Origin of the sequence: Thioclava sp. NG1 (assembly GCF_003122275.1) — a bacterium.
Lineage (GTDB): Bacteria > Pseudomonadota > Alphaproteobacteria > Rhodobacterales > Rhodobacteraceae > Thioclava > Thioclava nitratireducens.
In genome coordinates this window covers 181,095-205,830 of the sequence record NZ_QFBB01000005.1, presented here as the reverse complement: position 1 = coordinate 205,830, position 24,736 = coordinate 181,095, and the positions used below count along the sequence as shown (strand labels likewise).

The following is a 24,736-nucleotide window of genomic DNA, read 5'->3' as shown; positions in this document are numbered from 1 at the left end:
ATCAAGAGGCTTGCCAGATCGCGAACGCCATATATAGTCATGGATAAGGCAGGGGCGGACCCCGCCCCTGAGCCGAGGCAGGCGACAGGGCGAGGACGGAGTCACCCATGCTGGACGAATGCGACAGGACCGATTTTCGAACGCAATTCACCCGTGAACCGGCGGCGCTTAGACAGCATCCGGCACTGGTGCTAAACGCTGATTTCCGGCCGCTCTCCTATTATCCGCTTTCGCTATGGCCTTGGCAGGAGGCGATAAAGGCGGTCTTCCTCGACAGGGTGACGATCCTCGCCGAATACGAAGAGGTGGTGCGCAGCCAGAGGCAGGCCTTCAAAATCCCCTCCGTCGTCGTCCTCAAAGAATATGTCCGACCCCAGAAGCGCGTGGCTTTCACGCGCTTCAATCTTTTTCTGAGGGACGAATTCAAGTGCCAGTATTGCGGCAAGAAGGGCGATCTGACCTTCGACCACGTGATTCCGCGCTCGCGCGGTGGAATCACCAGCTGGGAGAATGTCGTGGCAGCCTGCGCGCCGTGCAATCTGCGCAAGGCCAACAAGCCGCTGGAACGCTCGGGGATGCAGCTTCTCAAGCCCGCGCGCCAGCCCCAGCCCGAGGACATGCTCCGCATCGGGCGGCGCTTCCCGCCGGGCTATCTGCATGAAAGCTGGATGGACTTCCTCTACTGGGACACCGAGCTGGAAGCCTGAGAAAAAGGGCGCGCCTTATCCGACACGCCCTTCGTATTGGGGAAATATCCCAGGGGGCTTGCGCAGCAAGCGGGGGCAGAGCCCCCTCTGAGACCCTTAGTGCCCTACTGCGACCTGACCGCCATTCGACAGCTTGTCGATGATCGTCTCGGTCGCCTGGTTCATCCCCACGACCTTCACATCCGTTCCGGCCATCCGGAACTTACCCACCGCTCGGTCGAGCGCCGACACCGAGGAAATGTCCCAGATATGCGCGTGGGTCAGGTCGATCACCACGCGGTCGAGCTTCTCCTGGAAGTCGAAGGCGCGATTGAACTCTTCGACGGTCGCGAAGAAGATCTGACCCTTGATGTAATAGGTCCGCAGGTGATGCGCCTCGTTGTAGCGCGAGGTGATCTCGGTCATCCGCGCGATCTTGCCCGCGAAGAAGATGCCCGAGAGCAGCACGCCCACCAGCACCCCGATCGCGAGGTTATGGGTGGCGACGACGAAGGCGACGGTGGCCAGCATCACCACGTTGGACGACATCGGCATGGTGCGCAGCTGACCCAGCGAGGCCCAGCTGAACGTGCCGATCGAGACCATGATCATGATCGCCACCAGCGCGGGCATCGGAATGCGGCCCACCCATTCGCCCAGAACCACACAGAAGATCAGCAGCGCGATCCCCGCGGTCAGGGTCGACAGGCGCGTGCGCCCGCCCGAGGTGACGTTGATCACCGACTGGCCAATCATCGCGCAGCCCGCCATGCCGCCGATGAAGCCGGTGCAGAAGTTGGCGATGCCCTGACCGAAGCATTCCTGACGACGGTCCGAGCGAGTGTCGGTCATCTCGTCGACGATGTTCTGGGTCATCAGGCTCTCCAGCAAGCCGACGACCGCCACGCCCACCGAATAGGGCAGGATGATCTGCAGCGTCTCGAAATTGAACGGCACGTTCGGAATCAGGAGCGAGGGGAGCTGATCGGGCAGGGCCCCCATGTCGGACACCGTGTGCACGTCGTCGAGCCCAAGCCCCATCGAGACCGCGCTGAGAACGAGGATCGCGATCAGCGGCGAGGGGATGGCGCGGAAGAAGCGCGGCAGCAGATAGATGATCGCAAGGCCAAGCGTGACGAGCGCATAGGTCGCCACCACCGGCACGTTGGCCGGGTTCAGCTCAGGCCATTGTGCCATGAAGATCAGGATGGCGAGTGCGTTCACGAAGCCGGTCATCACCGATTTCGATACGAAGCGCATCACCGTCCCGAGGTTGAGCGCCCCCGCGATCACCTGGATCACGCCCGCCAGCACCGTCGCGGCCAGCAGGTAATCCAACCCGTAGCTGCGCACGAGCGTGCCCATCAGCACCGCGGTCGCGGCGGTCGCGGCCGAGATCATGCCGGGGCGGCCGCCGAAGAAGGCGGTGATCGTTGCGATCATGAAGGAGGCATAGAGGCCCACTTTCGGGTCGACGCCCGCGATGATCGAGAAAGCGATGGCCTCGGGAATCAGCGCCAGCGCCACCACGAGACCGGAAAGGATGTCAGCGCGGAAGTTGCCAGTCCACTGGCTGCGCCATTGCGACAGGGTCATAAGATCGTCCTGCAATTAGAAAGGCCCGCGACCGGGGAGGGGCGGGCCGGAGGATGTGAGATTTGGCGCAGCCAATACCCGGCTGACGTCGCGATGCCAAGCCCCGTAGGCCGGGTTTTAAGAAAAATTCAAAGAAGATCAGGTCGTGTTGCCCGATTTCGCGGCAAATTTCGCGAGACTGGTGGCGAGATCGCCATAGCCGGTAAAACGCCGCTCATAGCGCAGTCCGAGCCGCTCCGCCGCCTCGCGCGCCTTCGCATCGAGCGCCGGATCGTCGGTCTGGGCCTGATAGATCAGCCGGTCGTAATTGCCGAACATCATCGGAATCAGCTCCGGATGACGGGCGAAGCCCATCGGCTTCCAGACGAAAGCGTCGAACTGCCGCGTCAGGAAATCAGTGAGGTAGAAGGCCGTGATCTCCTCTTCCGCCGTTTCGGCGAAGGCGGCATTGCCTTCGAAAAACGAATAACAATGCGGGCCTTCGACCATCTCGACGCCCAGGGACTTGCACTTTTCCGACAATTGCCCGCCCGTGCCGCAATCGGCATAGACCACGAAGATATCGTCGTATTGGTCGCGATAATGCAGCACCGCCTCTTCGACGGCGGCGGTGATCTTCTCGGGGTAGAGGTGCAGATTGGCGGGCAGGCAGGTCAGGTCCATATGATCCCAGCCATTGATCCGCTTGAGCGCCAGAATCTCCCGCGCGAGCGCCCCGCAGGCGATCAGCAGAAGCCGTCCCGACCCCTCGGGAGCTAAGCCATCTTTCGTTAAGGTCGTGTCGCCGGGAAGCGAGGCACCTGTCCGGGCGGTCATTCCACCCGGGCCATCATCCGGGCAACGCCTGCTGCGACGAGAACCATCAGCCCGAGCATCGCCATCGGGAACCCCGATGCGGCGAAGGCCCAGATCGTCAGGCCGGCCAGAACGATCACGAACAGGATCAGCAGCAGAAAATGTGGCAGCGGCATTTCGCGTTTCCCCCTTCCTTTCAAGTATGGGGCGGGGAAGGGCACATGAAAAGGCCCCGATGAAAAAATCGGGGCCTTCTCCATGTATGTCAGGCGTGATGCGGCCGCGATCGGCGATCAGGCGCTCATCTGGTTGTGCTTGCGAGCGATGAAATCCTTCGCCGTCTCGACCGCCACGGCGGCGTCGCGGCAATAGGCATCGGCACCGATCGCCCTTCCGAATTCCTCGTTGAGCGGCGCACCGCCAACCAGAACGATGTAATCGTCGCGGATGCCCTGTTCCTTCATCGTGTCGATCACGACCTTCATATAGGGCATCGTGGTGGTCAGCAGCGCGGACATGCCGAGGATATCGGCCTCTTCGCGGGCGATCGCCTCGAGATAGTTCTCGACCGGGTTGTTGATGCCCAGATCGACGATCTCGAAGCCTGCGCCTTCCATCATCATCGCAACGAGGTTCTTGCCGATATCGTGGATGTCGCCCTTCACCGTGCCGATCACCATCTTGCCCATGCGCGGCGCGCCGGTCTCGACCAGGAGCGGCTTGAGAATGGCCATGCCGCCCTTCATCGCGTTCGCCGCAAGCAGAACTTCCGGCACGAACAGGATACCGTCGCGGAAGTCGTTGCCCACGATGGTCATGCCCGCGACGAGGGCCTTGGTCAGAATGTCATACGGCGTCCAGCCGCGGTCGAGCAGGATGCGGGTGGCCTCTTCGATCTCTTCCTTGAGACCGTCATAGAGGTCATCCATCATCTGCGCGGTAAGCTCGTCATCGTCGAGTTCCGAGAGGATGATATCGTCGTCGTCTTCGGCCATGTCCAATAGTCTCCTGCTAGCCGGTGTTACCCTGTGGTGGGGCCGTGGCCCCGTCAAGTCTTGGCGAATTGCGACATGCGCGGTGTTTTGTCCGACCTCGCATGGTGTTGCCGGGCGGATGCCCGGACTCTACTTGGCAAATGTTCTCATTTCGTTCTAAATTCCAGGCATGAGTCTGCCATTCGACCTTCCCCCCGCGAACCCGTCCGAGCGTCTGCGCGCGCGCGGCGCCGCGGCGCGCCCCGTGGGCCGGTTCGAGCCCTTCTCCCGCGCGCCCGAGCATGACGGCTGGGACATTCCCGAAGAGGAGCGCCTGACCCGTACCGAAGTCTCGGTAGAGCGACCGCGCTCCGTCATCACCCGCAACCAGTCGCCAGATGTGCCCTTCGAGCGCTCGCTCAACCCCTATCGCGGCTGCGAGCATGGCTGCATCTACTGCTTCGCGCGCCCCAGTCACGGCTATCTCGGTCTCTCGGCTGGCTTGGATTTCGAGACCCGGCTGATTGCGCGTCCCGAGGCGCCGCAGGTGCTCGAAGAAGAGTTGCGCAAGAAAAGCTATCGTCCGAACGTGCTCGCCATCGGCACGAATACCGATCCCTATCAGCCGCTCGAGCGCAAGATGGAGATCATGCGCGCCGTTCTGGAAGTGCTGCAGGCCTATCGCCATCCGGTCTCCATCGTCACCCGCGGCTCGACCATCCTGCGCGATCTCGACATCCTCGCGCCGATGGCCGAGGCGGGATTGGCGCAGGTCGGCGTGTCGGTCACGACGCTCGACGCCAAACTCGCCCGCGATCTGGAGCCCCGCGCCCCGAGCCCGCCGACCCGGATCCGCATGATCCGCGAACTGTCGCGCGCGGGCATCCCGGTGCGCGTCATGGCCGCTCCGATGATCCCGGGACTGACCGATCACGAGCTCGAAGCGATCCTGACCGAGGCGCGCAGGGCAGGGGCCAAGGCCGCCTCGATGATGCCGGTGCGCCTGCCGCACGAGGTGGCGCCGCTTTTCGCCGACTGGATGGAGCGGCATCACCCCGGCAAGGTCGAGAAGGTGCTGGGCCGGATCCGCGACATGCGCGGCGGCAAGCTCAACGACCCGCGCTTCGGCGAGCGGATGAAGGGCGAGGGAGAGATGGCTGAATTGTTGCAGCAGCGGTTCAAGCTGAGCTGCAAGCGGCTGGGCTTCTCGCGTCATCTGCCCGATCTCGACGTGACGCAGTTCCGCGTGCCGCCCCGGCCGGGCGATCAGCTCGAACTGTTCTGATCTCGTCTGAGACGCGTGCATGCTCCCTCCGCCGAGAAAAATCCCGGCCCTTCCTTCGTATTGGTTCAAATATCCCGGGGTGAGGCCGCAAGGCCGAGGGGCAGCGCCCCTCAATCCGCGCTTAGCTGCGCCGACGTCCCCGACGTTCGCGCTTGGGCGCATCCCCGCTCAGGCCGTCATCCTCCGACGAGAACCCACCCAGAACCGAGGAAATCTGATCCAGCGTCGGGCGTTCGCCGCGCGGACGCGTCTCCAGCGCCTCGCGCATCGCGACCAGATGCTCGGCCATCGTGCCGCAGCAGCCGCCGATGATCGTCGCGCCGCAATCGCGCGCCATCACTGCATATTCCGCCATCAGCTCGGGCGTGCCGTCGTAATGGATATGACCGTCGACGTATTTCGGGATGCCCGCATTGCCCTTGGCGATGATCGGGCGCTCGGTCCCGGTGGCGGCAAAGCCAAGAACGGTGCGCAGAAGGTCCGATGCGCCGACCCCGCAATTCGCGCCGAAGGCCAGCGGCGGGTGGGCCAGCTTGTCGACCATCGAGACCATCGCCTGCGAGGTCAGGCCCATCATCGTGCGCCCTGCGGTGTCGAAGCTCATCGTGCCGCACCACGGCATCCCCGCCAGATGGCAGGCCTCGGCGGCGGCCTTGTATTCTTCCTGCGCCGAGATCGTCTCGACCCAGAGGATATCCGCGCCGCCCTCTTTCAGACCCTCGGCCTGTTCGTGGAACATCTCGACCGCGAGTTCGTGGGTCAGCGTACCCATCGGCGCGAAAATCTCACCCGTCGGGCCCATCGAGCCCGCAACGACCACCGGGCGCGACTGCTTGTCGGCGACCTCGCGGCCGATCTCGGCGGCGAGGCGGTTCAACTCGCGTACGCGGTTCTGGGCGTTGTGCAGTTTCAGTCGCGAGGCATTGCCGCCGAAGCTGTTTGTCAGGAACAGGTCCGAGCCCGCATCGACGGCGAGCGAATAGAGCTTCGCGATCTTCGCGGGCTCGTCGGCATTCCACAGTTCCGGCGCTTCGCCCGAGGCCAGCCCCATGTTGAACAGGTTGGTGCCGGTCGCGCCATCGGTCATCAGCCAATCGCGGGTTTCCAGAAGGCGGCTCAGCGCGTCGGTTTTCGGGGCGGTCATAAGGGCCTCGTCAAATGCAAAAGGGCCGCGTCTGGCGCGGCGGTTGGCTTTGTCCTGCCATGACAGGCGGGATTTGGCAAATTCGTTTCCTTCATGTTCTTGATGAAGGGGCTGCGATCTCGGCTCGATATGCAAAAGGCCGGACGCGCAGGGCATCCGGCCTTTCAATCCGTGTCATGGGCGAGGGCTCACTCGGCCTCGTCGACCACCTGACGGCGCGCCTCGGCCATGCATTCGGCCATCTTCGCGCGGATCGTTTGTTCATCGGCTTTGTCGCCTAGATCGCCCGAGAGCTTGCGATACACGTCTTCGTGGCCCGCTTCCTCGAAATCGGAGGTCACGACCTCGCGGACATAGGCATCGGCCTCGGGGCCGGTCTTGCCCAGAAGGCCCGCGGCCCATTGGCCCAGCATCTTGTTGCAGCGCGCATCGGCCTTGAACTGCAGTTCGGCATCATGCGCGAACTTGTTCTCATAAGCGTTTTCGCGATCGTCGAAGGTGGTCATGGCCCTCGTCCCTCCCGGTAAAGTCTCCGTTACCATCGATATGCACATGCACAGGGCGCGCCGCAAGAGGAAAGGGCCGCGATTTGGCCGGTTTGACGGGGCTGTGCATCCGCGTGAACGGCTGTGCGCTTTACCTTGCGAGACTCGCGGGCTTGTCCTATAGGGCGGGCGACACCCTTTCGCGGACGGCGCGCAGGGGCGGCGCGGTATTCCGTTCGGGATGTGGCGCAGGCTCCCACGACGTCCGCGCCAAGCGAGAACGGAGACGCGATGGCACCCCGGCGCAAGAAGATCTACGAAGGCAAGGCGAAGGTTCTGTATGAAGGCCCCGAGCCCGGAACGCTGGTCCAGTATTTCAAGGACGACGCGACCGCCTTCAACGCGCAGAAGCGCGATGTGATCGAGGGCAAGGGCGTGCTCAACAACCGCCTGTCCGAATACTTCATGACCGGCCTGACCAATATCGGCGTGCCGAACCACTTCATCAAACGTCTCAACATGCGCGAGCAACTGATCCGCCAGGTGGAGATCGTGCCGCTCGAGGTGATCGTGCGCAACTTTGCCGCCGGTTCGATCGCGAAGCGTCTGGGGCTGGAAGAGGGCACGCCGCTGCCGCGTCCGATCGTCGAATACAGCTACAAGAACGACGAGCTGGGCGATCCGCTCGTGCCCGAGGAATACATCATCGCATTTGGCTGGGCGAGCCAGCAGGATCTTGATGACATCGTGGCGCTGGCGCTGCGCGTGAACGACTTCCTGACCGGCGTGTTCTATGGCGTCGGCATCAAGCTGGTCGATTTCAAGATCGAGATTGGCCGGGTCTGGGACGGCGATTTCATGCGTCTGATCGTGGCCGACGAGATCAGCCCCGACAGCTGCCGCCTGTGGGACGTCAAGACGGGCCAGAAGCTCGACAAGGACGTGTTCCGCCGCGATCTGGGCAACCTGACCGATGCCTACACCGAAGTCGCCAAGCGCCTTGGCGTGCTACCGACGAATACCCAGCCGATCAAACCGACGCTGATCAACTGAAAGGACCGCTCGTGATGAAAGCCCGCGTTCATGTGATGCTGAAGGATGGGGTGCTCGACCCGCAGGGCGAGGCCGTGCGCCACGCATTGGGCCATATGGGCTTCGACGGCGTCGCAGGCGTGCGCCAGGGGAAGGTGATCGAGCTGGACCTGACCGCGACCGACGCCGCCTCCGCCGAGGCCGAGGTGAAGGAAATGTGCGAGAAGCTCCTCGCCAACACCGTGATCGAGAAATACACCATCGAGATCGCCTGATCCGGGCAGGGTGGGGGCGCTGCCCCCGTGGCCTGCCGGCCAATTCCCCCCCCGCGATATTTGTACCAAGCCGAAGGCCGTACTGGCCTTACTCGACAGGTTCGACCCTCAAGGCCAGGAGTTTGCGCCCATGAAAGCCGCCGTCATCACCTTCCCCGGATCGAATTGCGACCGTGACCTGAGCATGGCCTTCGCGGCAGCCGGGGCGGATGTCGTCAAGGTCTGGCACAAGGAAACCGCATTGCCCGAAGGCATCGACATCATCGGTGTGCCGGGCGGGTTCTCCTATGGTGACTACCTGCGCTGCGGCGCCATCGCCTCGCGCTCGCCCATCGGGCAGGCCGTGGCGGATTTCGCGGGCAAGGGCGGCTATGTCATGGGGATCTGCAACGGCTTCCAGGTGCTGACCGAGATGCGGCTTTTGCCGGGCGCGCTGATGCGCAATGCGGGGCTGAAATTCGTATCGAAACCGCTGGCGCTGCGCGTGGCGACGACCGACAGCGCCTATACCTCGGGCTATGAGCTTGGGCAGGAGATCATGATCCCGGTCGCACACCATGACGGCAACTATCAGATCGACCCCGAGGGACTCGCGCGTATCGAGGGCGAGGACCGCGTGGCGTTCCGCTATGTCGAGAACCCCAACGGGTCCGTCGACGATATCGCGGGCGTGCTAAGCGAGAACCGCCGGGTGCTGGGCATGATGCCCCACCCCGAACGCGCGATCGAGGCTGCGCAGGGCGGCGCCGACGGGGCGGCGCTTTTCCGCGCGTTGAGCGGGATGCTGGCAACCGCCTGATCTCGCGCGCTTGTTGCGCTCTGGGCCTTGGCTTAGACTTCGCGCATGACGCACGTGCAGACACGTTCGACGATTTTACCGGATGAGCCGCCCGAAGGTGAGGGCGGGCTCGGCGTTATGGCGCGCTCGCCGCGGGCCCGCTGGCTGCTGCGCATCGCGGTGGTGCTGATCCTCGCGCTGGCCGGGACGGTGATGTGGATCACCAACCAGTGGCTCACCCAGCGTTTCACCGAGACGACGCGCGTGCGCACCGAGCTGCGCCTCGCGCTCTACACCGGCAACATCATGTCGGAATTGCAGCGGACTTCCGTGGTGCCACTGTTGCTGGCGCGCGATCCGCAACTGACGCAAGCTCTTGATACGACTGATTATTCCACTGCCTCCGCGCAGCTGATCACGGCCAAGAAAGAGGTCGCTGTCGCCTCGATCCGACTTTTGGACATGCAGGGCCGCGTTGTGGCCTCGACCAATCGCACGCAGATCGGCACGCCATTTCCGAACGCGCCCTTCTTCGTCGATGCGACCCGTTCGCGCGGGACGATCTTCTCGGTCAACGAGCCCGAGGCAGGCGGCACCGAGTTCGACTACTCGCGGGCGGTGATCCAGAACAACAAGCCCGTCGGCGTGATCGTCGTCGAAGCGGACCTGTCGAAATTCGAGCGTGCCTGGGCGGGGATTTCCGATGCGCTGGCCGTGGTCGACAGCGAGGGCAAGATCATCCTGACGACCGAGCCGCGCTGGCGCGGCGTGACGATGTCGGAGGCGCTGGCCGCACGCTCGGCGCCCTCTGCGATCGAACGCGCGCTGCAGGCGACCGCGGACTGGGCGAATGATGCGCCCGACGCCTATCTGAAGGGCCGTGCGGTGATGCGGACCGAGGCGCGCATTCCGTTCCGCGGCTGGAAGATGATCGCCTTTACCAGCTACGATTCCGTGCGCGAACGGGTGAACGCCGTGCTCGCGCTCGAGATCATGGGCTTCGCGATCCTGCTGGCGCTGGTCTTTTACGCGCTATCACGCCGGGCGCGGCGGCAAAGCCAGGAATTGCGGGCGGAATCGGCGGAGCTGCGCCAGTTGAACGCGCGTCTGAGCCGCGAGATCGCCGAGCGTGAGAAGGCGCAGCAGGATCTGGCAGTGGCCGAGCAGACGATCGCGCAAAGCTCGAAGCTCGCCGCTCTGGGCGAGATGTCGGCTGCCGTCAGCCACGAGTTGAACCAGCCGCTGGCCGCGATGAAGACCTATCTGGCTGGCGCGAAACTGCTGTTGCAGCGCGCCCGGGTGGAGGAGGCTTTGTCCTCCTTCCAGCGCATCGACGACCTGATCGGTCGCATGGGCGCGATCACGCGGCAGCTTAAATCCTATGCCCGCAAGGGCGGCGAGGCGTTCGAGCCGGTGGACCTGCGGGTGGCGCTGTCGGAGGCGCTCTCGATGATGGAGCCGCAGCTGAAAATTCGCAAATTGCACATTTCCCGCACCATGCCGCGGAGTCCTGTTATGGTTATGGCAGACCGCATCCGGCTGGAGCAGGTGATCATCAACCTGTTGCGCAATGCACTCGACGCTACCAAGTCCGTTGAGGAACCGCAGGTGGAGTTGTTGCTTACCTCGGGGGAGACGGCCGTTCTGAGCGTGCGTGACAATGGTCCCGGGATTTCGGATCTCGACAAGCTGTTCGAGCCGTTCTGGACCACGAAGAAACCGGGGGAGGGGACGGGGCTGGGCCTCGCGATCTCGTCCTCCATCATCAGTGATTTCGGGGGGCGTCTGACCGCCCATAATTCCGAAAGCGGGGGCGCGGTGTTCGAAGTGCAGCTGCCCCTTCTGGCGGACAAGAACAGGGCCATTAAGGCCGCGGAGTAAGACATGGCAAGACTAATGAAGGTAGCGATCGTCGATGACGAGGAAGACATGCGGCAGTCGGTCAGCCAATGGCTGGCGCTGTCGGGCTTCGACGCCGAGACCTATGCCAGCGCCGAAGATGCGCTGAAAGTGATCGGCCCCGACTGGCCGGGCGTGGTGATCACCGATATCCGGATGCCCGGAATGGACGGGATGGCCTTCCTCAAGCGGCTGATGGGCATCGATAGCGGTCTGCCGGTCATCATGATCACCGGCCACGGCGATGTGCCGATGGCAGTCGAGGCGATGCGCCTTGGCGCGATGGACTTCATGGAAAAGCCGTTCTCGCCCGACCGGATGACCGAACTGGCCAAGCGTGCGACGCAGGCGCGGCGCACCACGCTGGATAATCGCGCGCTGCGCCGCGACCTGGCCGAGGGCGAGAAGGTTATGGGCAAGCTGATCGGCACCTCCGAACCGATGGAACGCCTGCGCGAGGATATTCTCGATCTGTCTCAGGCTGATGGCCACGTTCTGATCGATGGCGAGACCGGCACCGGCAAGACGCTCGTGGCCCATGCATTGCACGCGACGGGTCCCCGCGCGGGAAAGAAATTCGTCATGGTCAGCTGCGCCGCGCTGACCGAGGAAGCCCTCTCTGCCAAGCTGTTCGGCCCGGTCGAGGAGGGCGGTTTGCCGCTGATGGAAGAGGCCCGCGGCGGCACGCTCTGTCTCGAGGATGTCGAGGCGCTCAGCCAGTCGCTGCAGGCGCGGCTTTTGCAATTCATCAACGATCAGGGCGCGCCGGCGGAGACCCGGATCGTCGCGATCTGCAACACCCATGGCGAGGGAAAGACGGTCGAGGACGCGCTGCGCCCCGATCTGTATTATCGTCTGGCCGCTCTGAAGATCACCCTGCCGCCGCTGCGTGCGCGCGGCGAGGATATCCTGACGCTGTTCAACCGCATGTCCGAGCAATTCGCGGACGAATACGGCTGCGACGTGCCCGAAGTGACGGCGCAGGAAGCGGCACAACTGTTGCAGGCCCCGTGGCCGGGCAACGTGCGCCAGCTGATCAACGTGGCCGAACGCGCGGTGCTGCAATCGCGCCGGGGGTCGGGTTCCATCGCGTCGCTCTTGATGACCGACGACGAAGAGGCGGGCCCGGCTGCGATCACCACCGAGGGCAAGCCGCTCAAGGAATATGTCGAGAGCTTCGAGAAGATGCTGATCGACAACACGATGCGGCGCCACAAGGGGTCGATCTCGGCGGTGATGGAAGAACTGTGCCTGCCGCGTCGGACGCTGAACGAGAAGATGGCGAAATACGGCCTCGCGCGCGCCGATTACCTGTGAGGCCTGCGCCCGCGCAGGCTCCCCTCGATGCAGGCGCGTGCAGGCAGCTTTCGAACAAGACGACGTGAGCGGCGCGGGCCCGGATGGCACCGCGCCGCGGCATTTTCAGGCTCAGGGCGAAAAATCCCCGGGACGGGCCTGCCCAATCGTTGATCTTTGCCCGGAATCGGGGCGCGATTAACCCTTCCGTTACGAAAATTCGATTGTGTTCCCGGTGGCTGTGCCGCTATGGTCGAAACCAGTCGGTTTCACGCCAAACGTGTGAACCCTCCGAAATTCGCTGATGCCTTGGCCGATCCGGCGCAGATGATGCGCAAGGGGCCCCGGCTCAACCGATTGGCCGAAAGGCCGCAAGTTTGTCTCCCTCTGCCGCATATGCCGGGATGGAGGCCGTTAATTGGGCGCCAAGCGGCTAAGGCCGACCGCGCCTTGGAAAGAACCGCGATGATGCGTGACGGGATTTCGCAGATGAAGACGGGCAGGCTCGACGCCACCGCCGTCTGCGCGCATGTCCGCAGCCTCGCCTCAAGGACAGTTTCAGCCCAAGACAGCGCCGCGCCCCCGGGCCGGTCGCAAAGGGCTGACCTATTGGAATTACATGGCAAAGAAGATGCTTATAGATGCCACCCACGCGGAAGAGACCCGCGTCGTGGTGGTGGACGGCAACAAGGTCGAGGAATTCGACTTTGAGACCATCAACAAACGGCAGCTCGCCGGCAATATCTATCTCGCGAAAGTAACGCGCGTCGAACCGTCGCTGCAGGCGGCATTCGTCGACTACGGCGGAAACCGGCACGGGTTCCTCGCCTTCGCGGAAATCCACCCCGATTACTACCAGATCCCTGTCGCCGACCGCGAAGCGCTCCTCGAAGAAGAGCGACAGCTTGCCGAGGCCGCTGCCGAGGAAGAAGAAAAGCCGAAATCACGCCGCCGCCGCTCGCGCCGGTCGTCGAACAAGGCGGAGAAGGCCAAGCAGGACGACGCGGTCGTCAGCTCGGACGAGATCCCGGGCATGGGCGTCGTCGATCCCGAGGCGGAAGACGAGAACGCCGATGCCGCCAGCGAAGAGGCGGAAGCGGACGCGCAGACGGAAACCTCCGAAGCTCCGGCCGAGGAAGCGCCCGCTTCGGAAGCTGCTGAGAAAACCGCGGCTGTGGAAGCTGCGCAATCCGACGAGGATGACAGCGACGACTCGGACGAGGATGACGACGACGCGGCCGAGGCCGATAGCGGCATCGAATCCGTCGCCGACGAGGATGTCGAGGAGGAGATCCGTCCGGCCCGCAAGCCGCGTCCGCGCCGCTACAAGATCCAGGAAGTGATCAAGGTCCGCCAGATCATGCTGGTGCAGGTCGTCAAGGAGGAGCGCGGCAACAAGGGCGCCGCTCTGACCACCTATCTCTCGCTGGCAGGCCGCTACTGCGTGCTCATGCCCAACACCGCGCGCGGTGGTGGCATCTCGCGCAAGATCACCAACGCCGCCGACCGCAAGAAGCTCAAGGAAATCGCGGGCGAGCTGGACGTGCCGAAAGGTGCCGGCCTGATCGTGCGTACGGCGGGCGCGCAGCGCACCAAGACCGAGATCAAGCGCGATTACGAATACCTGATGCGCCTGTGGGAGCAGATCCGCGATCTGACGATGAAATCCGTCGCACCGGCGCCGATCTACGAAGAAGGCGATCTGATCAAGCGCTCGATCCGTGATCTCTACAACAAGGATATCGACGAGGTTCTTGTCGAGGGCGAGCGCGGCTACCGCGCGGCCAAGGCCTTCATGAAGATGATCATGCCGAGCCACGCAAAGAACGTGAAGCACTACTCGGAATCGCTGCCGCTCTTCGCGCGCCATCAGGTGGAAAGCTACCTCGCCTCGATGTTCAACCCGACGGTTCAGCTGAAGTCGGGCGGCTATATCGTGATCGGCGTGACCGAAGCGCTCGTCGCGATCGACGTGAACTCGGGCCGGGCCACCAAGGAAGGCTCGATCGAGGAAACCGCGCTCAAGACCAACCTTGAAGCCGCCGACGAAGTGGCCCGCCAGCTGCGCCTGCGCGACCTCGCCGGGCTGATCGTGATCGACTTCATCGACATGGACGAGCGCAAGAACAACTCGGCCGTCGAAAAGCGCATGAAAGAGCGCCTCAAGACCGACCGCGCGCGCATTCAGGTCGGACGCATCTCCGGCTTCGGCCTGCTCGAGATGAGCCGCCAGCGCCTGCGTCCGGGCATGATCGAATCCACGACGCAGCCCTGCGCCCATTGCCACGGCACCGGCCTGATCCGCTCCGACGACAGTCTCGCGCTGAGCGTTCTGCGCGCGATCGAGGAAGAGGGCACCCGCAAACGGACCCGCGAGGTTCTGGTGCGTGCGCCCGTCGCGGTCGCCAACTACCTGATGAACGCCAAGCGCGAACATGTGGCAGTGATCGAGGCCCGCTACGGTATGTCCGTGCGCATCGAGGCCGCGCCCGAGCTAGTCTCGCCCGATTTCACCATCGAGAAGTTCAAGACCGCGACCCGCAATGTTGCGGAAGTGGACAGCCCCGTGGTGTCCGCGTCCGCAAGCCTGATGGCCGAAATCGACGAGGCGGAGGACGAGACTGAGGCCGAAGCCGAGGCGCAGACCCCGGAGGTCGAGACCGAGGCCGAGGAGCAGCCTAAGAAGAAGCGCCGCCGCCGTCGCCGTCGCAAGAAGTCGAATGGCGAGAACGGGGAGAATAACGACTCTTCGGAGAACGGCGATCAGTCGTCGGGCGACCAGAAGTCGGACGATCAGAAGTCTGAACCGACCGGAGGTCAGGACGCGCCCGCCAAGGCCGAACCCGCGCAAGCGGCAGAGGCTCCGGCGGACGAGGCCAAGACCGAGGCGCAGACCGACGTCAAGACCGAGGCTCAGCCGGAGGAAGAAGCGCCGAAGCCGAAGCGCCGCTCGCGCGCCCGCAAGAAGGTCGAAGAACCGAAAGCGGACGCCGAGACTGCGGAAGCTGCGGTTGAGGGCACCGAGGCCAAGGCCGAGGAAGAAGCACCCAAGCCGAAGCGCCGCACGCGGTCGCGCAAGAAGGTGGATCCCGAGGCGGATGCGCAAGCCGCCGTCGAAGGCAGCGCCGCCGGCGCCAAGGTCGAGGCCGCAGCGGCGGAGGAAGAGGCGCCCAAACCCAAGCGCCGCTCCCGTGCGCGCAAGAAGGTCGAGGAGCCCGTAGCGGAGACGCCCGAGAGCCCTGAGCCGCCGGAAACCCCGCAGCCCGACGCGCCGACCGAGCCGCAGGAGACGCCGCAGCCCGACGCGCCCGTCGAGACGCCCGAGCCTACGCCGCAGGAAACCCCTGCCGACGTGCCGCAGGAAACGCCGCCCGCGCCCGAGCCCGAAACCCCGTTCGAGCAGCCTCCGGAAACGCCGCAGCCTGATGCTCCGGTCGAACTGCCCGGTGGTCCGGCCTTCGCGGAGACCGAAGCCGAGGGCGAAACCATGACCGAAGAGGCGCCCAAGCCCAAGAAACGGGGCTGGTGGAGCCGCTGAGGCAGCCTCAGATTTGAGAAAGGCCGGGCAGAGCGCCCGGCCTTTTTCGTTTTCATATCTGCTTATCCGCGCTCAGGCGGCCAGTTCCTGTGCATGGCGGGTCAGTTGCAGCGCCGCCCGCGCCGCCTTGCGGCCCTTCTCGACAAAATGGCTGCCAAAGATCGCCCGGTGGTGATCGGTCTCCTGGAACTGATGCGGTGTCAGCGAGACCGACAGCACGGGCACGCCCGTCTCCAGCCCCACCTGCATCAGGCCATTCACTACGGCCTGCGCCACGAAATCATGCCGGTAGATTCCGTCATCGACGACCAGAGCCGCGCTCGCGATCGCCGCGTAGCGGCCCGTTCGGGCCAGTTCCTGCGCCCTCAGCGGCAGTTCGAACGCGCCGGGCACGTCGAAGACATCGACCTGCGCCGCCGGGATCTCTTCGAGAAACCCCTCTAGCGCGCGGTCGATGATATCAGCGTGCCAATTGGCCTTGATAAAAGCGTAACGGGTGTGTGTCATCGTGATCTCCTTGCTAACGACACGTCACCCAAGGCGATCACATACAGGCCGCGCCCGCGCGAGAAGGCGCGGGATCGGCTGCATATTCTCTTCCATCGGGACTGTAACCGTCGGCTCAGGCCTCGCACCTGATCTGCTGACCCTTGCGCGACGGCGAGGCGCTCGCGGGCTCGCGGATTTCGCCGCATACCGCCGGTGGGGAATTTCGCCCCGCCCTGAGAATGGCCGGAGATTGGCACGCGCTTGTGTCCTCGGCAAGTGGTTCAGTTCCTCGGCCAGCCATACCAGCATCGGGAGACTGATCATCAGCGGCGGGCCGACGCCGGGCAGGCGCGCAACGCGAGGGCCATCAGCCCTTGCGTACGAGATAGACCTTCACGCCTTCCCAATCCTCTGCCTCGACCAGCTCGTGCCCGCATTGCGCGCAGAAATGGGGCACGTCGATCCAGCTCGCCCCGTCGGTCGCGACCAGCTGGACCAGCGTGCCGGGCGCGGCCGCCTCCAACGCTTTGCGCAGGCGCAAGACGGGCAGGGGGCACAACAACCCCTTTGCATCGATTTCGACATCGGGTTTCATGCCGGAGGTTCTCGCGCGCCCGCGCTGATTTGTCCACGCTGTTGTTATCTCACGACCCGGTGACCGCGCGCGAGGAATGGGGTAGAGGAAGAACATGTTTGGAATCGATCTCGTCTCTGCCGCTTTCCTGCCCGCCGCTTTCGTGGCGCTCTTTGCGGGTCTGCTGTCATTCCTCAGCCCGTGCGTGCTGCCGATCGTGCCGCCCTATCTCGCCTATATGGGCGGGGTCAGCATGGGCGACCTGCGCGAGGGCAAACGCTCGGCGGCGGTGCCTGCGCTGTTCTTCGTTCTTGGCCTGTCGACGGTGTTCCTGTTCATGGGGTTCGCCGCCTCGACCTTCGGGCGGTTCTTCCTGACCAATCAGGTGCTGTTCGGACGGATCGCGGGCGGGGTGATCGTGATCCTCGGCCTGCATTTCCTCGGCGTATTCCGCATCCCGATCCTCGACCGCGAGGCGCGGCTGGACGCGGGCGACCGGGGCGGCTCAAGTTTGGGTGCCTATGTGCTGGGGCTCGCCTTCGCCTTCGGTTGGACGCCCTGCATCGGCCCGCAGCTGGGTGCGATCCTGTCGCTGGCCGCGCAAGGCGGCGATCAGGCGCGCGGCACCGCGCTGCTGGCGGTCTATGCGCTGGGTCTGGGCATTCCGTTCCTGCTGGCCGCGCTGTTCATCCAGCGTGCGATCGGGGTAATGAACCGGCTCAAGGCCTATATGGGCATCATCGAGAAGACGATGGGCGCGCTGCTGGTCGTCGTCGGGATTCTGCTGCTGACCAATGCGTTCTCGGCGATCAGTTTCTGGCTGCTGGAGACCTTCCCGAGCCTTGCAGTGCTGGGCTGACGCCTCACGCCACCATCTGCACCGCGCGGACCAGATCCGCCTCGAAAGCCCGCAGCATAGCGGGCTTTTCCATGTCGGGCAGGCGCAGCAGGTAGGACGGGTGCACGGTGATGAGCATCGGCGTGCCATCGTCGAGTACCTCCACCGTGCCGCGCCGCTTGAGAAGGCCGCGCCGATCCCCGGTGAGGCTCTCCAGCGCCGTCGCGCCCATCGCAAGGATCGCCTTCGGCTTCACCAGAGCGCGTTCCCGGTCGAGCCACCAGCGGCAGTGATGAATTTCCTGCCGGTCGGGCGACTGGTGGATGCGCCGTTTGCCGCGCGGGGTGAATTTGAAATGCTTCACCGCATTGGTGATGAAGGCGCGATCGCGGGACAGGCCAGCCCGCGCCGCCACCTCGTCGAAAAGCTGCCCTGCGGGGCCGACGAAGGGGCGGCCCTCGAGATCCTCGAAATCGCCCGGCTGCTCGCCTAAGATCATCAGCGGCGCATCCAGCGGCCCTTCGCCCGGTACTGCCTGCGTTGCGTTCTCCCAAAGCGGGCAGCGGCGGCAGCCATTCAGCCCGGCGAGCAGCTCCGCGCGGTCATCCGCGGGCTGCGGCGTGGCGCGGTCGCTCGCCAGCCGCTCGGTGATCTTGCCAGCTCGGGCTGGGGCCAGCGTGGGGGCACTCAAAGCCATCTCCTCTGCGCGGGCCTGCGCGGTGGCGATCATCTCGGGGATGAGGCTGGCTTCGGGGAGGTTATGCCAATATTTGCGCGGCATTTCGGATTGCATCGCGCCGACCTTCAGCCGCGCCGGGTTGAAGATGTTGCGGAAATAGGTGCGCCAGAGGTCTTCGGCGCCATCCTCGGGCAGATCGGGGCGCGGCTGCCCCTCGCTGAAGCGCAGTTTGCCCGCTTCGAAATGCGCCGTCAGATCGGGCGTGAAGATCGACCAGTCCATGTCGCCGAAACGTTTCACGAAGAACGGCGCGGTCAGCTCGCAGATGTAATGCGTGGGTTCGAACCACGCGGCAAAGCGGCGACGTGGGGCGTCGGGCGCCCCGATTTCGCGGAAGCGCACGAAGGCCGTCATCTTGTGGCGGTCGCGCGAGACCTCCTTGGCCATGCGGTTCAGTCGGTCGATGCGCGGATCGGCGCGGTCTTCCAGCAGGCGCTTGTCGGATCGCAGCGCCCAGAGCACCGCGTAAGCCCGCGCGAAGCGTTCCGGGTCGCGATGACACACCACGAGCCGGGCGAGGTCGACAAAGCCCTTTGGCACGCTCACAGCGCCGCCTGTGGGGGCAGGGGCGTCCTGAGCGAAGAGATCGGCCTCACCCGCCCCGCGATGCCAGAGGAGCTCCTCGGGCGGGATGCCAGCGCCCAAGGCTGCGCGGGCCTCGTCTCGCCAGGCCTCGAACGTGCCGATCTCGGGCAGGCTTACAGTCCGCATCACAACAGCCGCAACTGCTGCGGTGGCGGGGCGAAGCGGGCGCGCAAATCGGCTGCATCGGTCAGCGCGCGCGGGTGCCAATCCAAGAGCGTGATGAAGGGTTTCGCTTGCTTCAGATTCGCCCCCATGCGCCGCAGGTCCTCGTAGCGCAGCGTCCGGTAGCGGCGCGTCGCCAGCACCCGGTTCACCGTCTTCACCCCCAGCCCCGGCACGCGCAGCAGCATCTCGCGCTCGGCCCGGTTCACGTCGAGCGGAAAGAGATGCCGGTTCGCCAGCGCCCAGGCGAGCTTGGGATCGACCGTCAGATCGAGATTGCCGTCGGTGGTGCCTTGCGAAATCTCGTCCACGTCGAAGCCGTAGAAGCGCAGCAGCCAATCCGCCTGATAGAGCCGATGCTCGCGCATCAGTGGTGGCTTGATCAGGGGCAGGGCGGCGGAGCTGTCCGGGATCGGCGAGAAAGCGGAGTAATAGACACGCTTGAGCGCGTAGCTTGAATACAGCCGCGTCGAGGTCTTCAGGATCGTCGTGTCATTCGCCCCGTCCGCGCCGACGATCATCTGCGTCGATTGCCCGGCGGGCGCGAATTTCGGAGGGCGCTTGCCGGTGAAGCTGCGTTCTTTCCGCGCCTCGCGCAGCACCCGCACGTCGCCCATCGCGCGCCGGATCTGCGCGGGGTCCTTTTCCGGCGCATAGTCCTGCACCGCGCGGTCGGTCGGCAGCTCGACATTGATCGAGAGGCGATCGGCGTAAAGGCCGGCCTCCTCGATCAGCTCGGGGGCTGCGTCGGGGATGGTCTTCAGATGGATATAGCCGCGGAAATTATGCTCGACCCGCAAGAGCTTCGCGATCCGCACCATGTCGGCCATCGTGTCATCGGGCGAGCGGATAATGCCCGAGGAGAGGAACAGCCCCTCGATATAGTTGCGGCGGTAGAATTCCAGCGTGAGGGTCACGACCTCCTCGGGAGAGAACCGCGCGCGGGTGACGTTGGAACTCACCCGGTTCACGCAATAGGCGCAGTCATAGATGCAGAAATTCGTCATCAGGATCTTCAGCAGGCTGATGCAGCGCCCGTCCGGCGTGTAGGCGTGACAGATGCCGGAGCCGGTGACCGAGCCGATCCCTTTGCCATCCTTCGAGTCGCGCCGCTGCCCGCCGCTCGACGCGCAGGAGGCATCGTATTTCGCCGCATCCGAGAGGATCGCCAGTTTCTGATCGAGGGTCATCCTTGCCATGTGTTCACTATATGTTCACGCCATCTCCCTTTCAATAATTCCATGACAAAGGGGCGCGAAATCTCGCGCCCCTCGGAAAGCGGCGCCCGGACCTCAGGAAGTGAGGCGGCGATACATGTGCCAGCTGGCATGACCCAGAACCGGCAGCACGATGAAGAGGCCAAGGAACATCGGCAGCATCCCAACGAACAGGCTCGCCGCGATCACCAGTGCCCAGATCGCCATCGAGACCGGGTTGGCCGCGACTGCCCGCATCGAGGTGAGGATGGCGGTGATGATGTCGATCTCGCGATCCATGATCAGCGGCAGGCCGACCACGGTGAAGGAGAACAGCATCGCTGCGAAACCCGCCCCGATCAGGGTGCCGATGCTCAGCATCATCAGCCCGTTCCCGGTCAGAAGGATCTCAGGCGAGCTGGAGATGTTGGTGAAGGCCGACAGCCCCATGAACAGCGCGAAGGTGGTATGGGCGACGAAGACCCAGAACATGAACATCATCAGGATCAGCATCGCCATGGACGGCGTCTGGCGATCCTTCTCCGAGACGCAGCTGGCGATCACCTCGCGCCAGATCAGAGGCTCCTGCGCCTCCAGCTTGCGCGAGACGGTATAAAGCCCGATCGCCGCGAAGGGGGCGAGCAGCGGAAAGCCGAGCGCGAAGGGGATCAGCCACCATTCCTCGCCCTGCGCTGCGAACACCATCCAGAGCACGATGCCGCCGAGCACGTAAAAGCCCGAGAACATCAGACCGAAGGCCGGGGCGCGTTTGAAATCGTTCCATCCGGCCTTCAGGATGTCTGGTATGTCCGAGGCCTGAAGGTCGCGGATAGGCGGCACCTCGGAGGGCGGCGACACGATCGTTTGCATTGCTTTTCTCCCTGACTGAGGGCCTCTCCCAAAGGCCCGCAACTTCACGTTGCGTCACGCGGACGTGATCTGTCCAGAGAATTGCTCGCTGCGTCGCCGCGAGGCTCAGCTGCCCATCCGTTTCGTCAGCCGCAGGGAGAGCGCATAGGGCAGGCGTTTCAACAGCTTGAGCTGCCATGTCAGGCGGCGGGGGAAGTGGGTTTCGAAGCGATCCTTGGCCAGCCCGTCTGCGATGCGGCGGGCGGCCTCGTCGGCTTCGATCATGAAGGGCATGGCGAAGTCGTTCTTCTCGGTCAGGCGAGTCTTCACGAAGCCGGGAGAGATCAGCCGCACGTCGATCTTGGGCGCATATTCGACCCGCAGGCTTTCCACTAGGTTGATCACGGCGGCTTTCGAGGCGGAGTAGAGCTGCCCTTTCGGCAGGCCGAAGATGCCCGCGACGGAGCCGAAGATCACCAACTGCCCCCCTTCGCGTAGCAAGCCGGGAGCGGCCTGCGCGAACCATAGCGTGCCGAGCAGGTTCACCTCCACCAGCTTGCGCGCAGCCTCCCGTTCGATCTGCTCCACGCGGCCCGGATCGTAAAGCGCGGCGGTGATGATCATCGCATCCAGCGGCCCGTGGCTCAGGATTTCGCCGCGCGCATCGTCGAGGCTTTCGGAATCGGCGACGTCGCAGGGTACGACCTCGCCCTGACCCAGTTCTGCCTTCAACGCGTCCAGCGGCTCGACCGAGCGCGCAGACAGCACCAGCCGCGCCCCGCGGGCGGCCAGTTCGCGCGCCAGCGCCTGCCCGATGCCCGAGCTCGCGCCCATGATCCAGATGCGTTTGTCCTTGAACTCCACGGCGGTCATCCTTTCGCTAGTGGTGAGGATACGCGCCAAACCGGATCAGGGTTTCATTCCGAGGGCCTCGAGGCAGTCCGCCAGCAGTTCATCCAGCGGCCGTGTGCCCGAGAGGTCCAGTATCGGTTCAGACCGGCCCGCCAGCCATTCGTGATGGCGGCTGAGCGAGCGACCCGAGAAATACGGATCGTCATAGCCCGCAGCCCAGGTCAGGAAGGAGCCGTGATTGCCCTCCATGTCGCCGCCCTTGCGGATACGCGGGCCGAAGCGCATCGCCTCGCGCTTGCGCAGGCGCGCGAGGCGGATCGGCGTCGGAGCGGTGAGAAAGACGATAAGGTCGGCGCCCGCGATCGCGGGTTCCCCCCAACCGTCGAGCGAGCCGGAGATCACCCAGCCTTCGGGCTTTTTCGCCGCCTCCATTAAGGCGAGCCGCTCTGCGGGGCGGCGTTTGACGGTATAGGGCGGGTCGCTCTCGGCCCAATAGAATTCGTCGGTATCGAGATGGGTGACGCCCAAGCGGTCAGCCAGGCGTTCCCCCAAAGATGATGTGCCCGATCCTGCGGCGCCGGTGATGTGAACCCGCGCCGTCATTCGCGATCAGCTATCCGCCTGCGCGTCGGCGCGGGATTTGCCTTCGAGGCCGAGCGCCAGCGTCGCTGCCATGAACCCGTCGAGATCGCCGTCGAGCACGCCCTGCGTGTCCGAAGTCTCGTATTGGGTGCGCAGGTCTTTCACCATCTGGTAGGGCTGCAGCACGTAGGAGCGGATCTGGTTGCCCCAGCCGGCCGAGCCCTTGTTCTCGTGGGCTTCGTTGATCGCCGCGGTGCGCTTTTCCAGCTCCATCTGATAGAGCCGCGATTTCAGCGCCTTCATCGCGATGTCGCGGTTCTGGTGCTGCGATTTCTCGGACGAGGTGACAACGATGCCTGTCGGGTGGTGGGTGATCCGCACCGCCGAGTCGGTCGTGTTGACGTGCTGACCGCCAGCCCCCGAGGAGCGGAACGTGTCGATGCGGATATCGGCGGGGTTCACCTCGATCTCGATATTGTCGTCAACGACCGGGTAGACCCAGACCGAGGCGAAAGAGGTCTCGCGCGTGCCCTTGCCGAAGGGTGAAATCCGCACGAGGCGGTGCACGCCCGATTCCGATTTCAGCCAGCCATAGGCATTGGGACCGGAAATCTTGTAGGCGCAGGACTTGATCCCGGCCTCGGCACCCGGTTCTTCGGATTGCAGTTCGACCTCGTAGCCGCGCTTTTCGGCCCAGCGGACATACATCCGTTGCAGCATCGAGGCCCAGTCGCAGGCCTCGGTGCCTCCCGCGCCCGCATTGATCTCGAGGAAGGTGTCGTTGCCGTCGGCCTCGCCGTCGAGAAGGGCTTCCAGCTCTTTCGACGCGGCGGTTTCCTTCAGCGCGGCGAGCGACGCTTCTGCTTCGGAGACGACTTCCTCGTCGTCTTCCATCTCGCCAAGTTCGATCAGTTCGACATTGTCCTCCAGATCCTGCTTGATCCGGTTATAGGTTTCGAACTTGTCCATCAGTTGCTGCCGGTCGCGCATCAGTTTCTGCGCGCGCGCCTGATCGTCCCACAGGGTGGGGTCTTCGATCATCGCGTTGAATTCCTCGATCCGGTGCGGCGCGGTCTCGAGGTCCATCCGCTGGCCGAGCAAGGTCAGGGACTTGCGGATCTGTTCGACGGTATTCTGCGTCTCGGCGCGCATCTGTCATCCTCTTGAAAGCTTGGTCCGCGTGATACGAGATCGGCGCGGCGCCCGCAAGGCGGGGCGGGGGAAATTGCGTGGGCCGCGCGGCGTTGGAAAGCCGCGCGGCCCTTGTGTTCGAGCCCCCCGGATGCCGAGCGGGATGCGGCTCAGCTCGCCTCCAGCGCGGCGATGATCGCGCCGAAATCGCTGGCTTTGAGCGAGGCCCCGCCCACCAACGCGCCGTCGACGTTGGAGGTCGCGAAGATCTCCTCGGCATTGCCGGGTTTGACCGAGCCGCCATAGAGGAGCCGCATGCCGTTGCCTGCGTCGGCGAAGCGCGCGATCAGCGTGTTGCGCATGAAGTCATGGACCTCCGCGATCTGATCCAGCGTCGGCGTGCGACCCGTGCCGATCGCCCAGACGGGCTCGTAGGCGATTACGCAATTGGCGGCCGTCGCACCGTCGGGAACGGAGCCGGCAAGCTGTTCGCCGATCACGTCGAGCGTCTGTTCGCCGTCGCGCTGCGCTTCCGTTTCGCCCACGCAGATCACCGCGATCAGGCCTGCGGCGATCGCAGCCTCGGCCTTGGCGCGCACGATCAGATCGCTTTCATGATGATCGGCACGGCGTTCGGAATGGCCGACGATGACGTGAGAGCCACCCGCATCCGCGATCATCTGCGCCGAGATGTCGCCCGTATGTGCGCCGCTCTCGTTCATGTGGCAATCCTGCCCGCCGACCGCGAGCTTGCCGCCCGCCGCCTCGGCCATCGCGCCGATCAGCGTCGCGGGCGGGCACAGGAGCACGTCACAGGCGGGCGAGGGATGCCCCTCGACAAGGGATTTCACCTCGCCCAGGTTGCTCTTGAGCCCGTTCATCTTCCAATTGCCGGCGGCCAGCTTCTTGCGCATGCCTGTCTCCCTTATGTCATTCGGGCCGACATTAGGGCAGGG

24 protein-coding genes and 1 riboswitch are annotated in these 24,736 nt (G+C 64.4%); of the genes, 9 read left to right on the top strand and 15 right to left on the bottom strand.

Annotation, left to right across the window (positions count from 1 at the left end):
- Positions 1-107: 107 nt before the first annotated feature.
- The gene (locus tag DEM26_RS11595) at positions 108-707 is read left to right on the top strand and encodes an HNH endonuclease (protein WP_075774533.1); all 600 of its coding nucleotides are present in this window, start codon (positions 108-110) and stop codon (positions 705-707) included.
- Between the two features lie 96 nt (positions 708-803).
- Here DEM26_RS11595 and DEM26_RS11590 read toward each other — a convergent pair whose 3' ends face one another.
- The 4 genes from DEM26_RS11590 to DEM26_RS11580 all read right to left on the bottom strand — a co-directional run bounded on the left by DEM26_RS11590 (position 804) and on the right by DEM26_RS11580 (position 4,072).
- A complete protein-coding gene (locus DEM26_RS11590; RefSeq protein WP_109172446.1) occupies positions 804-2,282 on the bottom strand; it encodes a SulP family inorganic anion transporter in 1,479 nt (492 codons plus the stop codon).
- Between the two features lie 138 nt (positions 2,283-2,420).
- Positions 2,421-3,098 (bottom strand): DUF1638 domain-containing protein, encoded by a 678-nt coding sequence (locus DEM26_RS11585; RefSeq protein ID WP_109172445.1) that lies wholly within the window; start codon positions 3,096-3,098, stop codon positions 2,421-2,423.
- Positions 3,095-3,253: a hypothetical protein gene (locus DEM26_RS20570; RefSeq protein ID WP_166504540.1), complete on the bottom strand. Its 159-nt coding sequence runs from the start codon at positions 3,251-3,253 to the stop codon at positions 3,095-3,097. The genes DEM26_RS11585 and DEM26_RS20570 overlap by 4 nt, the downstream gene beginning before the upstream one ends.
- A 117-nt stretch (positions 3,254-3,370) precedes the next feature.
- Positions 3,371-4,072: a corrinoid protein gene (locus DEM26_RS11580; protein ID WP_088718864.1), complete on the bottom strand. Its 702-nt coding sequence runs from the start codon at positions 4,070-4,072 to the stop codon at positions 3,371-3,373.
- A gap of 169 nt (positions 4,073-4,241) precedes the next feature.
- Here DEM26_RS11580 and DEM26_RS11575 point away from each other — a divergent pair, with 169 nt between their 5' ends.
- Positions 4,242-5,336 carry a PA0069 family radical SAM protein gene (locus DEM26_RS11575; RefSeq protein ID WP_088718863.1) on the top strand — a complete coding sequence of 365 codons (1,095 nt, stop codon included), beginning with the start codon at positions 4,242-4,244 and terminating at the stop codon, positions 5,334-5,336.
- A gap of 121 nt (positions 5,337-5,457) precedes the next feature.
- On the opposite strand, the gene bmt is transcribed toward DEM26_RS11575, so the two are convergent.
- Both bmt and DEM26_RS11565 read right to left on the bottom strand, forming a co-directional pair.
- The gene (gene bmt / locus DEM26_RS11570) at positions 5,458-6,480 is read right to left on the bottom strand and encodes a betaine--homocysteine S-methyltransferase (protein ID WP_075774538.1); all 1,023 of its coding nucleotides are present in this window, start codon (positions 6,478-6,480) and stop codon (positions 5,458-5,460) included.
- 188 nt (positions 6,481-6,668) lie between these two features.
- Positions 6,669-6,986: a DUF1476 domain-containing protein gene (locus tag DEM26_RS11565; RefSeq protein ID WP_075774539.1), complete on the bottom strand. Its 318-nt coding sequence runs from the start codon at positions 6,984-6,986 to the stop codon at positions 6,669-6,671.
- Between the two features lie 270 nt (positions 6,987-7,256).
- On the opposite strand from DEM26_RS11565, the gene purC reads away from it, so the two are divergent.
- The 6 genes from purC (at position 7,257) to DEM26_RS11535 (ending at position 15,783) form a co-directional block, all read left to right on the top strand.
- Positions 7,257-8,018, top strand: a complete 762-nt coding sequence (gene purC, locus DEM26_RS11560; RefSeq protein ID WP_075774540.1) for a phosphoribosylaminoimidazolesuccinocarboxamide synthase — start codon at positions 7,257-7,259, stop codon at positions 8,016-8,018.
- Positions 8,019-8,032: 14 nt separating this feature from the next.
- A complete protein-coding gene (gene purS / locus DEM26_RS11555; protein ID WP_075774541.1) occupies positions 8,033-8,272 on the top strand; it encodes a phosphoribosylformylglycinamidine synthase subunit PurS in 240 nt (79 codons plus the stop codon).
- A 130-nt stretch (positions 8,273-8,402) separates the two neighbouring features.
- Complete coding sequence (gene purQ, locus DEM26_RS11550) at positions 8,403-9,071, top strand: phosphoribosylformylglycinamidine synthase subunit PurQ (protein WP_075774542.1); 669 nt, start codon at positions 8,403-8,405, stop codon at positions 9,069-9,071.
- A gap of 117 nt (positions 9,072-9,188) precedes the next feature.
- Positions 9,189-10,931, top strand: a complete 1,743-nt coding sequence (locus tag DEM26_RS11545) for a sensor histidine kinase (protein WP_075774543.1) — start codon at positions 9,189-9,191, stop codon at positions 10,929-10,931.
- 3 nt (positions 10,932-10,934) lie between these two features.
- Positions 10,935-12,266 carry a sigma-54-dependent transcriptional regulator gene (locus tag DEM26_RS11540; protein ID WP_075774544.1) on the top strand — a complete coding sequence of 444 codons (1,332 nt, stop codon included), beginning with the start codon at positions 10,935-10,937 and terminating at the stop codon, positions 12,264-12,266.
- Between the two features lie 598 nt (positions 12,267-12,864).
- Positions 12,865-15,783, top strand: a complete 2,919-nt coding sequence (locus DEM26_RS11535; RefSeq protein ID WP_109172516.1) for an Rne/Rng family ribonuclease — start codon at positions 12,865-12,867, stop codon at positions 15,781-15,783.
- A 72-nt stretch (positions 15,784-15,855) separates the two neighbouring features.
- On the opposite strand, the gene DEM26_RS11530 is transcribed toward DEM26_RS11535, so the two are convergent.
- Entirely contained in the window at positions 15,856-16,290 is a 435-nt protein-coding gene (locus tag DEM26_RS11530) for a 6,7-dimethyl-8-ribityllumazine synthase (RefSeq protein WP_109172444.1), read from the bottom strand.
- Positions 16,291-16,370: 80 nt separating this feature from the next.
- Positions 16,371-16,517: riboswitch (FMN riboswitch) on the bottom strand.
- A gap of 122 nt (positions 16,518-16,639) precedes the next feature.
- A complete protein-coding gene (locus DEM26_RS11525; protein WP_075774546.1) occupies positions 16,640-16,867 on the bottom strand; it encodes a sulfurtransferase TusA family protein in 228 nt (75 codons plus the stop codon).
- 94 nt (positions 16,868-16,961) lie between these two features.
- On the opposite strand from DEM26_RS11525, the gene DEM26_RS11520 reads away from it, so the two are divergent.
- Positions 16,962-17,705: a cytochrome c biogenesis CcdA family protein gene (locus DEM26_RS11520; protein WP_088718859.1), complete on the top strand. Its 744-nt coding sequence runs from the start codon at positions 16,962-16,964 to the stop codon at positions 17,703-17,705.
- Positions 17,706-17,709: 4 nt separating this feature from the next.
- Here DEM26_RS11520 and DEM26_RS11515 read toward each other — a convergent pair whose 3' ends face one another.
- The 7 genes from DEM26_RS11515 to tpiA form a co-directional block, all read right to left on the bottom strand.
- Positions 17,710-19,134, bottom strand: a complete 1,425-nt coding sequence (locus DEM26_RS11515; protein WP_109172443.1) for a UdgX family uracil-DNA binding protein — start codon at positions 19,132-19,134, stop codon at positions 17,710-17,712.
- A complete protein-coding gene (locus DEM26_RS11510) occupies positions 19,134-20,369 on the bottom strand; it encodes a putative DNA modification/repair radical SAM protein (protein WP_088718857.1) in 1,236 nt (411 codons plus the stop codon). The genes DEM26_RS11515 and DEM26_RS11510 overlap by 1 nt, the downstream gene beginning before the upstream one ends.
- Positions 20,370-20,462: 93 nt before the next feature.
- Positions 20,463-21,236: a DUF2189 domain-containing protein gene (locus tag DEM26_RS11505; RefSeq protein ID WP_075774550.1), complete on the bottom strand. Its 774-nt coding sequence runs from the start codon at positions 21,234-21,236 to the stop codon at positions 20,463-20,465.
- Positions 21,237-21,341: 105 nt separating this feature from the next.
- The gene (locus DEM26_RS11500; RefSeq protein ID WP_233243084.1) at positions 21,342-22,079 is read right to left on the bottom strand and encodes an SDR family NAD(P)-dependent oxidoreductase; all 738 of its coding nucleotides are present in this window, start codon (positions 22,077-22,079) and stop codon (positions 21,342-21,344) included.
- A gap of 45 nt (positions 22,080-22,124) precedes the next feature.
- Positions 22,125-22,670, bottom strand: a complete 546-nt coding sequence (locus tag DEM26_RS11495) for an AAA family ATPase (RefSeq protein ID WP_109172442.1) — start codon at positions 22,668-22,670, stop codon at positions 22,125-22,127.
- A 6-nt stretch (positions 22,671-22,676) separates the two neighbouring features.
- Positions 22,677-23,801 (bottom strand): peptide chain release factor 2, encoded by a 1,125-nt coding sequence (prfB, locus tag DEM26_RS11490; protein ID WP_075774553.1) that lies wholly within the window; start codon positions 23,799-23,801, stop codon positions 22,677-22,679.
- Positions 23,802-23,950: 149 nt separating this feature from the next.
- The gene (gene tpiA, locus DEM26_RS11485) at positions 23,951-24,694 is read right to left on the bottom strand and encodes a triose-phosphate isomerase (RefSeq protein WP_088721743.1); all 744 of its coding nucleotides are present in this window, start codon (positions 24,692-24,694) and stop codon (positions 23,951-23,953) included.
- Between the last annotated feature and the right edge of the window lie 42 nt (positions 24,695-24,736).

Coding starts and splice junctions, on each gene's coding strand:
- DEM26_RS11595 (WP_075774533.1), top strand. CDS start 108: ATGCTGGACGAATGCGACAGGACCGATTTTCGAACGCAATTCACCCGT.
- DEM26_RS11590 (WP_109172446.1), bottom strand. CDS start 2,282: ATGACCCTGTCGCAATGGCGCAGCCAGTGGACTGGCAACTTCCGCGCT.
- DEM26_RS11585 (WP_109172445.1), bottom strand. CDS start 3,098: ATGACCGCCCGGACAGGTGCCTCGCTTCCCGGCGACACGACCTTAACG.
- DEM26_RS20570 (WP_166504540.1), bottom strand. CDS start 3,253: ATGCCGCTGCCACATTTTCTGCTGCTGATCCTGTTCGTGATCGTTCTG.
- DEM26_RS11580 (WP_088718864.1), bottom strand. CDS start 4,072: ATGGCCGAAGACGACGACGATATCATCCTCTCGGAACTCGACGATGAC.
- DEM26_RS11575 (WP_088718863.1), top strand. CDS start 4,242: ATGAGTCTGCCATTCGACCTTCCCCCCGCGAACCCGTCCGAGCGTCTG.
- bmt (WP_075774538.1), bottom strand. CDS start 6,480: ATGACCGCCCCGAAAACCGACGCGCTGAGCCGCCTTCTGGAAACCCGC.
- DEM26_RS11565 (WP_075774539.1), bottom strand. CDS start 6,986: ATGACCACCTTCGACGATCGCGAAAACGCTTATGAGAACAAGTTCGCG.
- purC (WP_075774540.1), top strand. CDS start 7,257: ATGGCACCCCGGCGCAAGAAGATCTACGAAGGCAAGGCGAAGGTTCTG.
- purS (WP_075774541.1), top strand. CDS start 8,033: ATGAAAGCCCGCGTTCATGTGATGCTGAAGGATGGGGTGCTCGACCCG.
- purQ (WP_075774542.1), top strand. CDS start 8,403: ATGAAAGCCGCCGTCATCACCTTCCCCGGATCGAATTGCGACCGTGAC.
- DEM26_RS11545 (WP_075774543.1), top strand. CDS start 9,189: ATGGCGCGCTCGCCGCGGGCCCGCTGGCTGCTGCGCATCGCGGTGGTG.
- DEM26_RS11540 (WP_075774544.1), top strand. CDS start 10,935: ATGGCAAGACTAATGAAGGTAGCGATCGTCGATGACGAGGAAGACATG.
- DEM26_RS11535 (WP_109172516.1), top strand. CDS start 12,865: ATGGCAAAGAAGATGCTTATAGATGCCACCCACGCGGAAGAGACCCGC.
- DEM26_RS11530 (WP_109172444.1), bottom strand. CDS start 16,290: ATGACACACACCCGTTACGCTTTTATCAAGGCCAATTGGCACGCTGAT.
- DEM26_RS11525 (WP_075774546.1), bottom strand. CDS start 16,867: ATGAAACCCGATGTCGAAATCGATGCAAAGGGGTTGTTGTGCCCCCTG.
- DEM26_RS11520 (WP_088718859.1), top strand. CDS start 16,962: ATGTTTGGAATCGATCTCGTCTCTGCCGCTTTCCTGCCCGCCGCTTTC.
- DEM26_RS11515 (WP_109172443.1), bottom strand. CDS start 19,134: ATGCGGACTGTAAGCCTGCCCGAGATCGGCACGTTCGAGGCCTGGCGA.
- DEM26_RS11510 (WP_088718857.1), bottom strand. CDS start 20,369: ATGGCAAGGATGACCCTCGATCAGAAACTGGCGATCCTCTCGGATGCG.
- DEM26_RS11505 (WP_075774550.1), bottom strand. CDS start 21,236: ATGCAAACGATCGTGTCGCCGCCCTCCGAGGTGCCGCCTATCCGCGAC.
- DEM26_RS11495 (WP_109172442.1), bottom strand. CDS start 22,670: ATGACGGCGCGGGTTCACATCACCGGCGCCGCAGGATCGGGCACATCA.
- prfB (WP_075774553.1), bottom strand. CDS start 23,801: ATGCGCGCCGAGACGCAGAATACCGTCGAACAGATCCGCAAGTCCCTG.
- tpiA (WP_088721743.1), bottom strand. CDS start 24,694: ATGCGCAAGAAGCTGGCCGCCGGCAATTGGAAGATGAACGGGCTCAAG.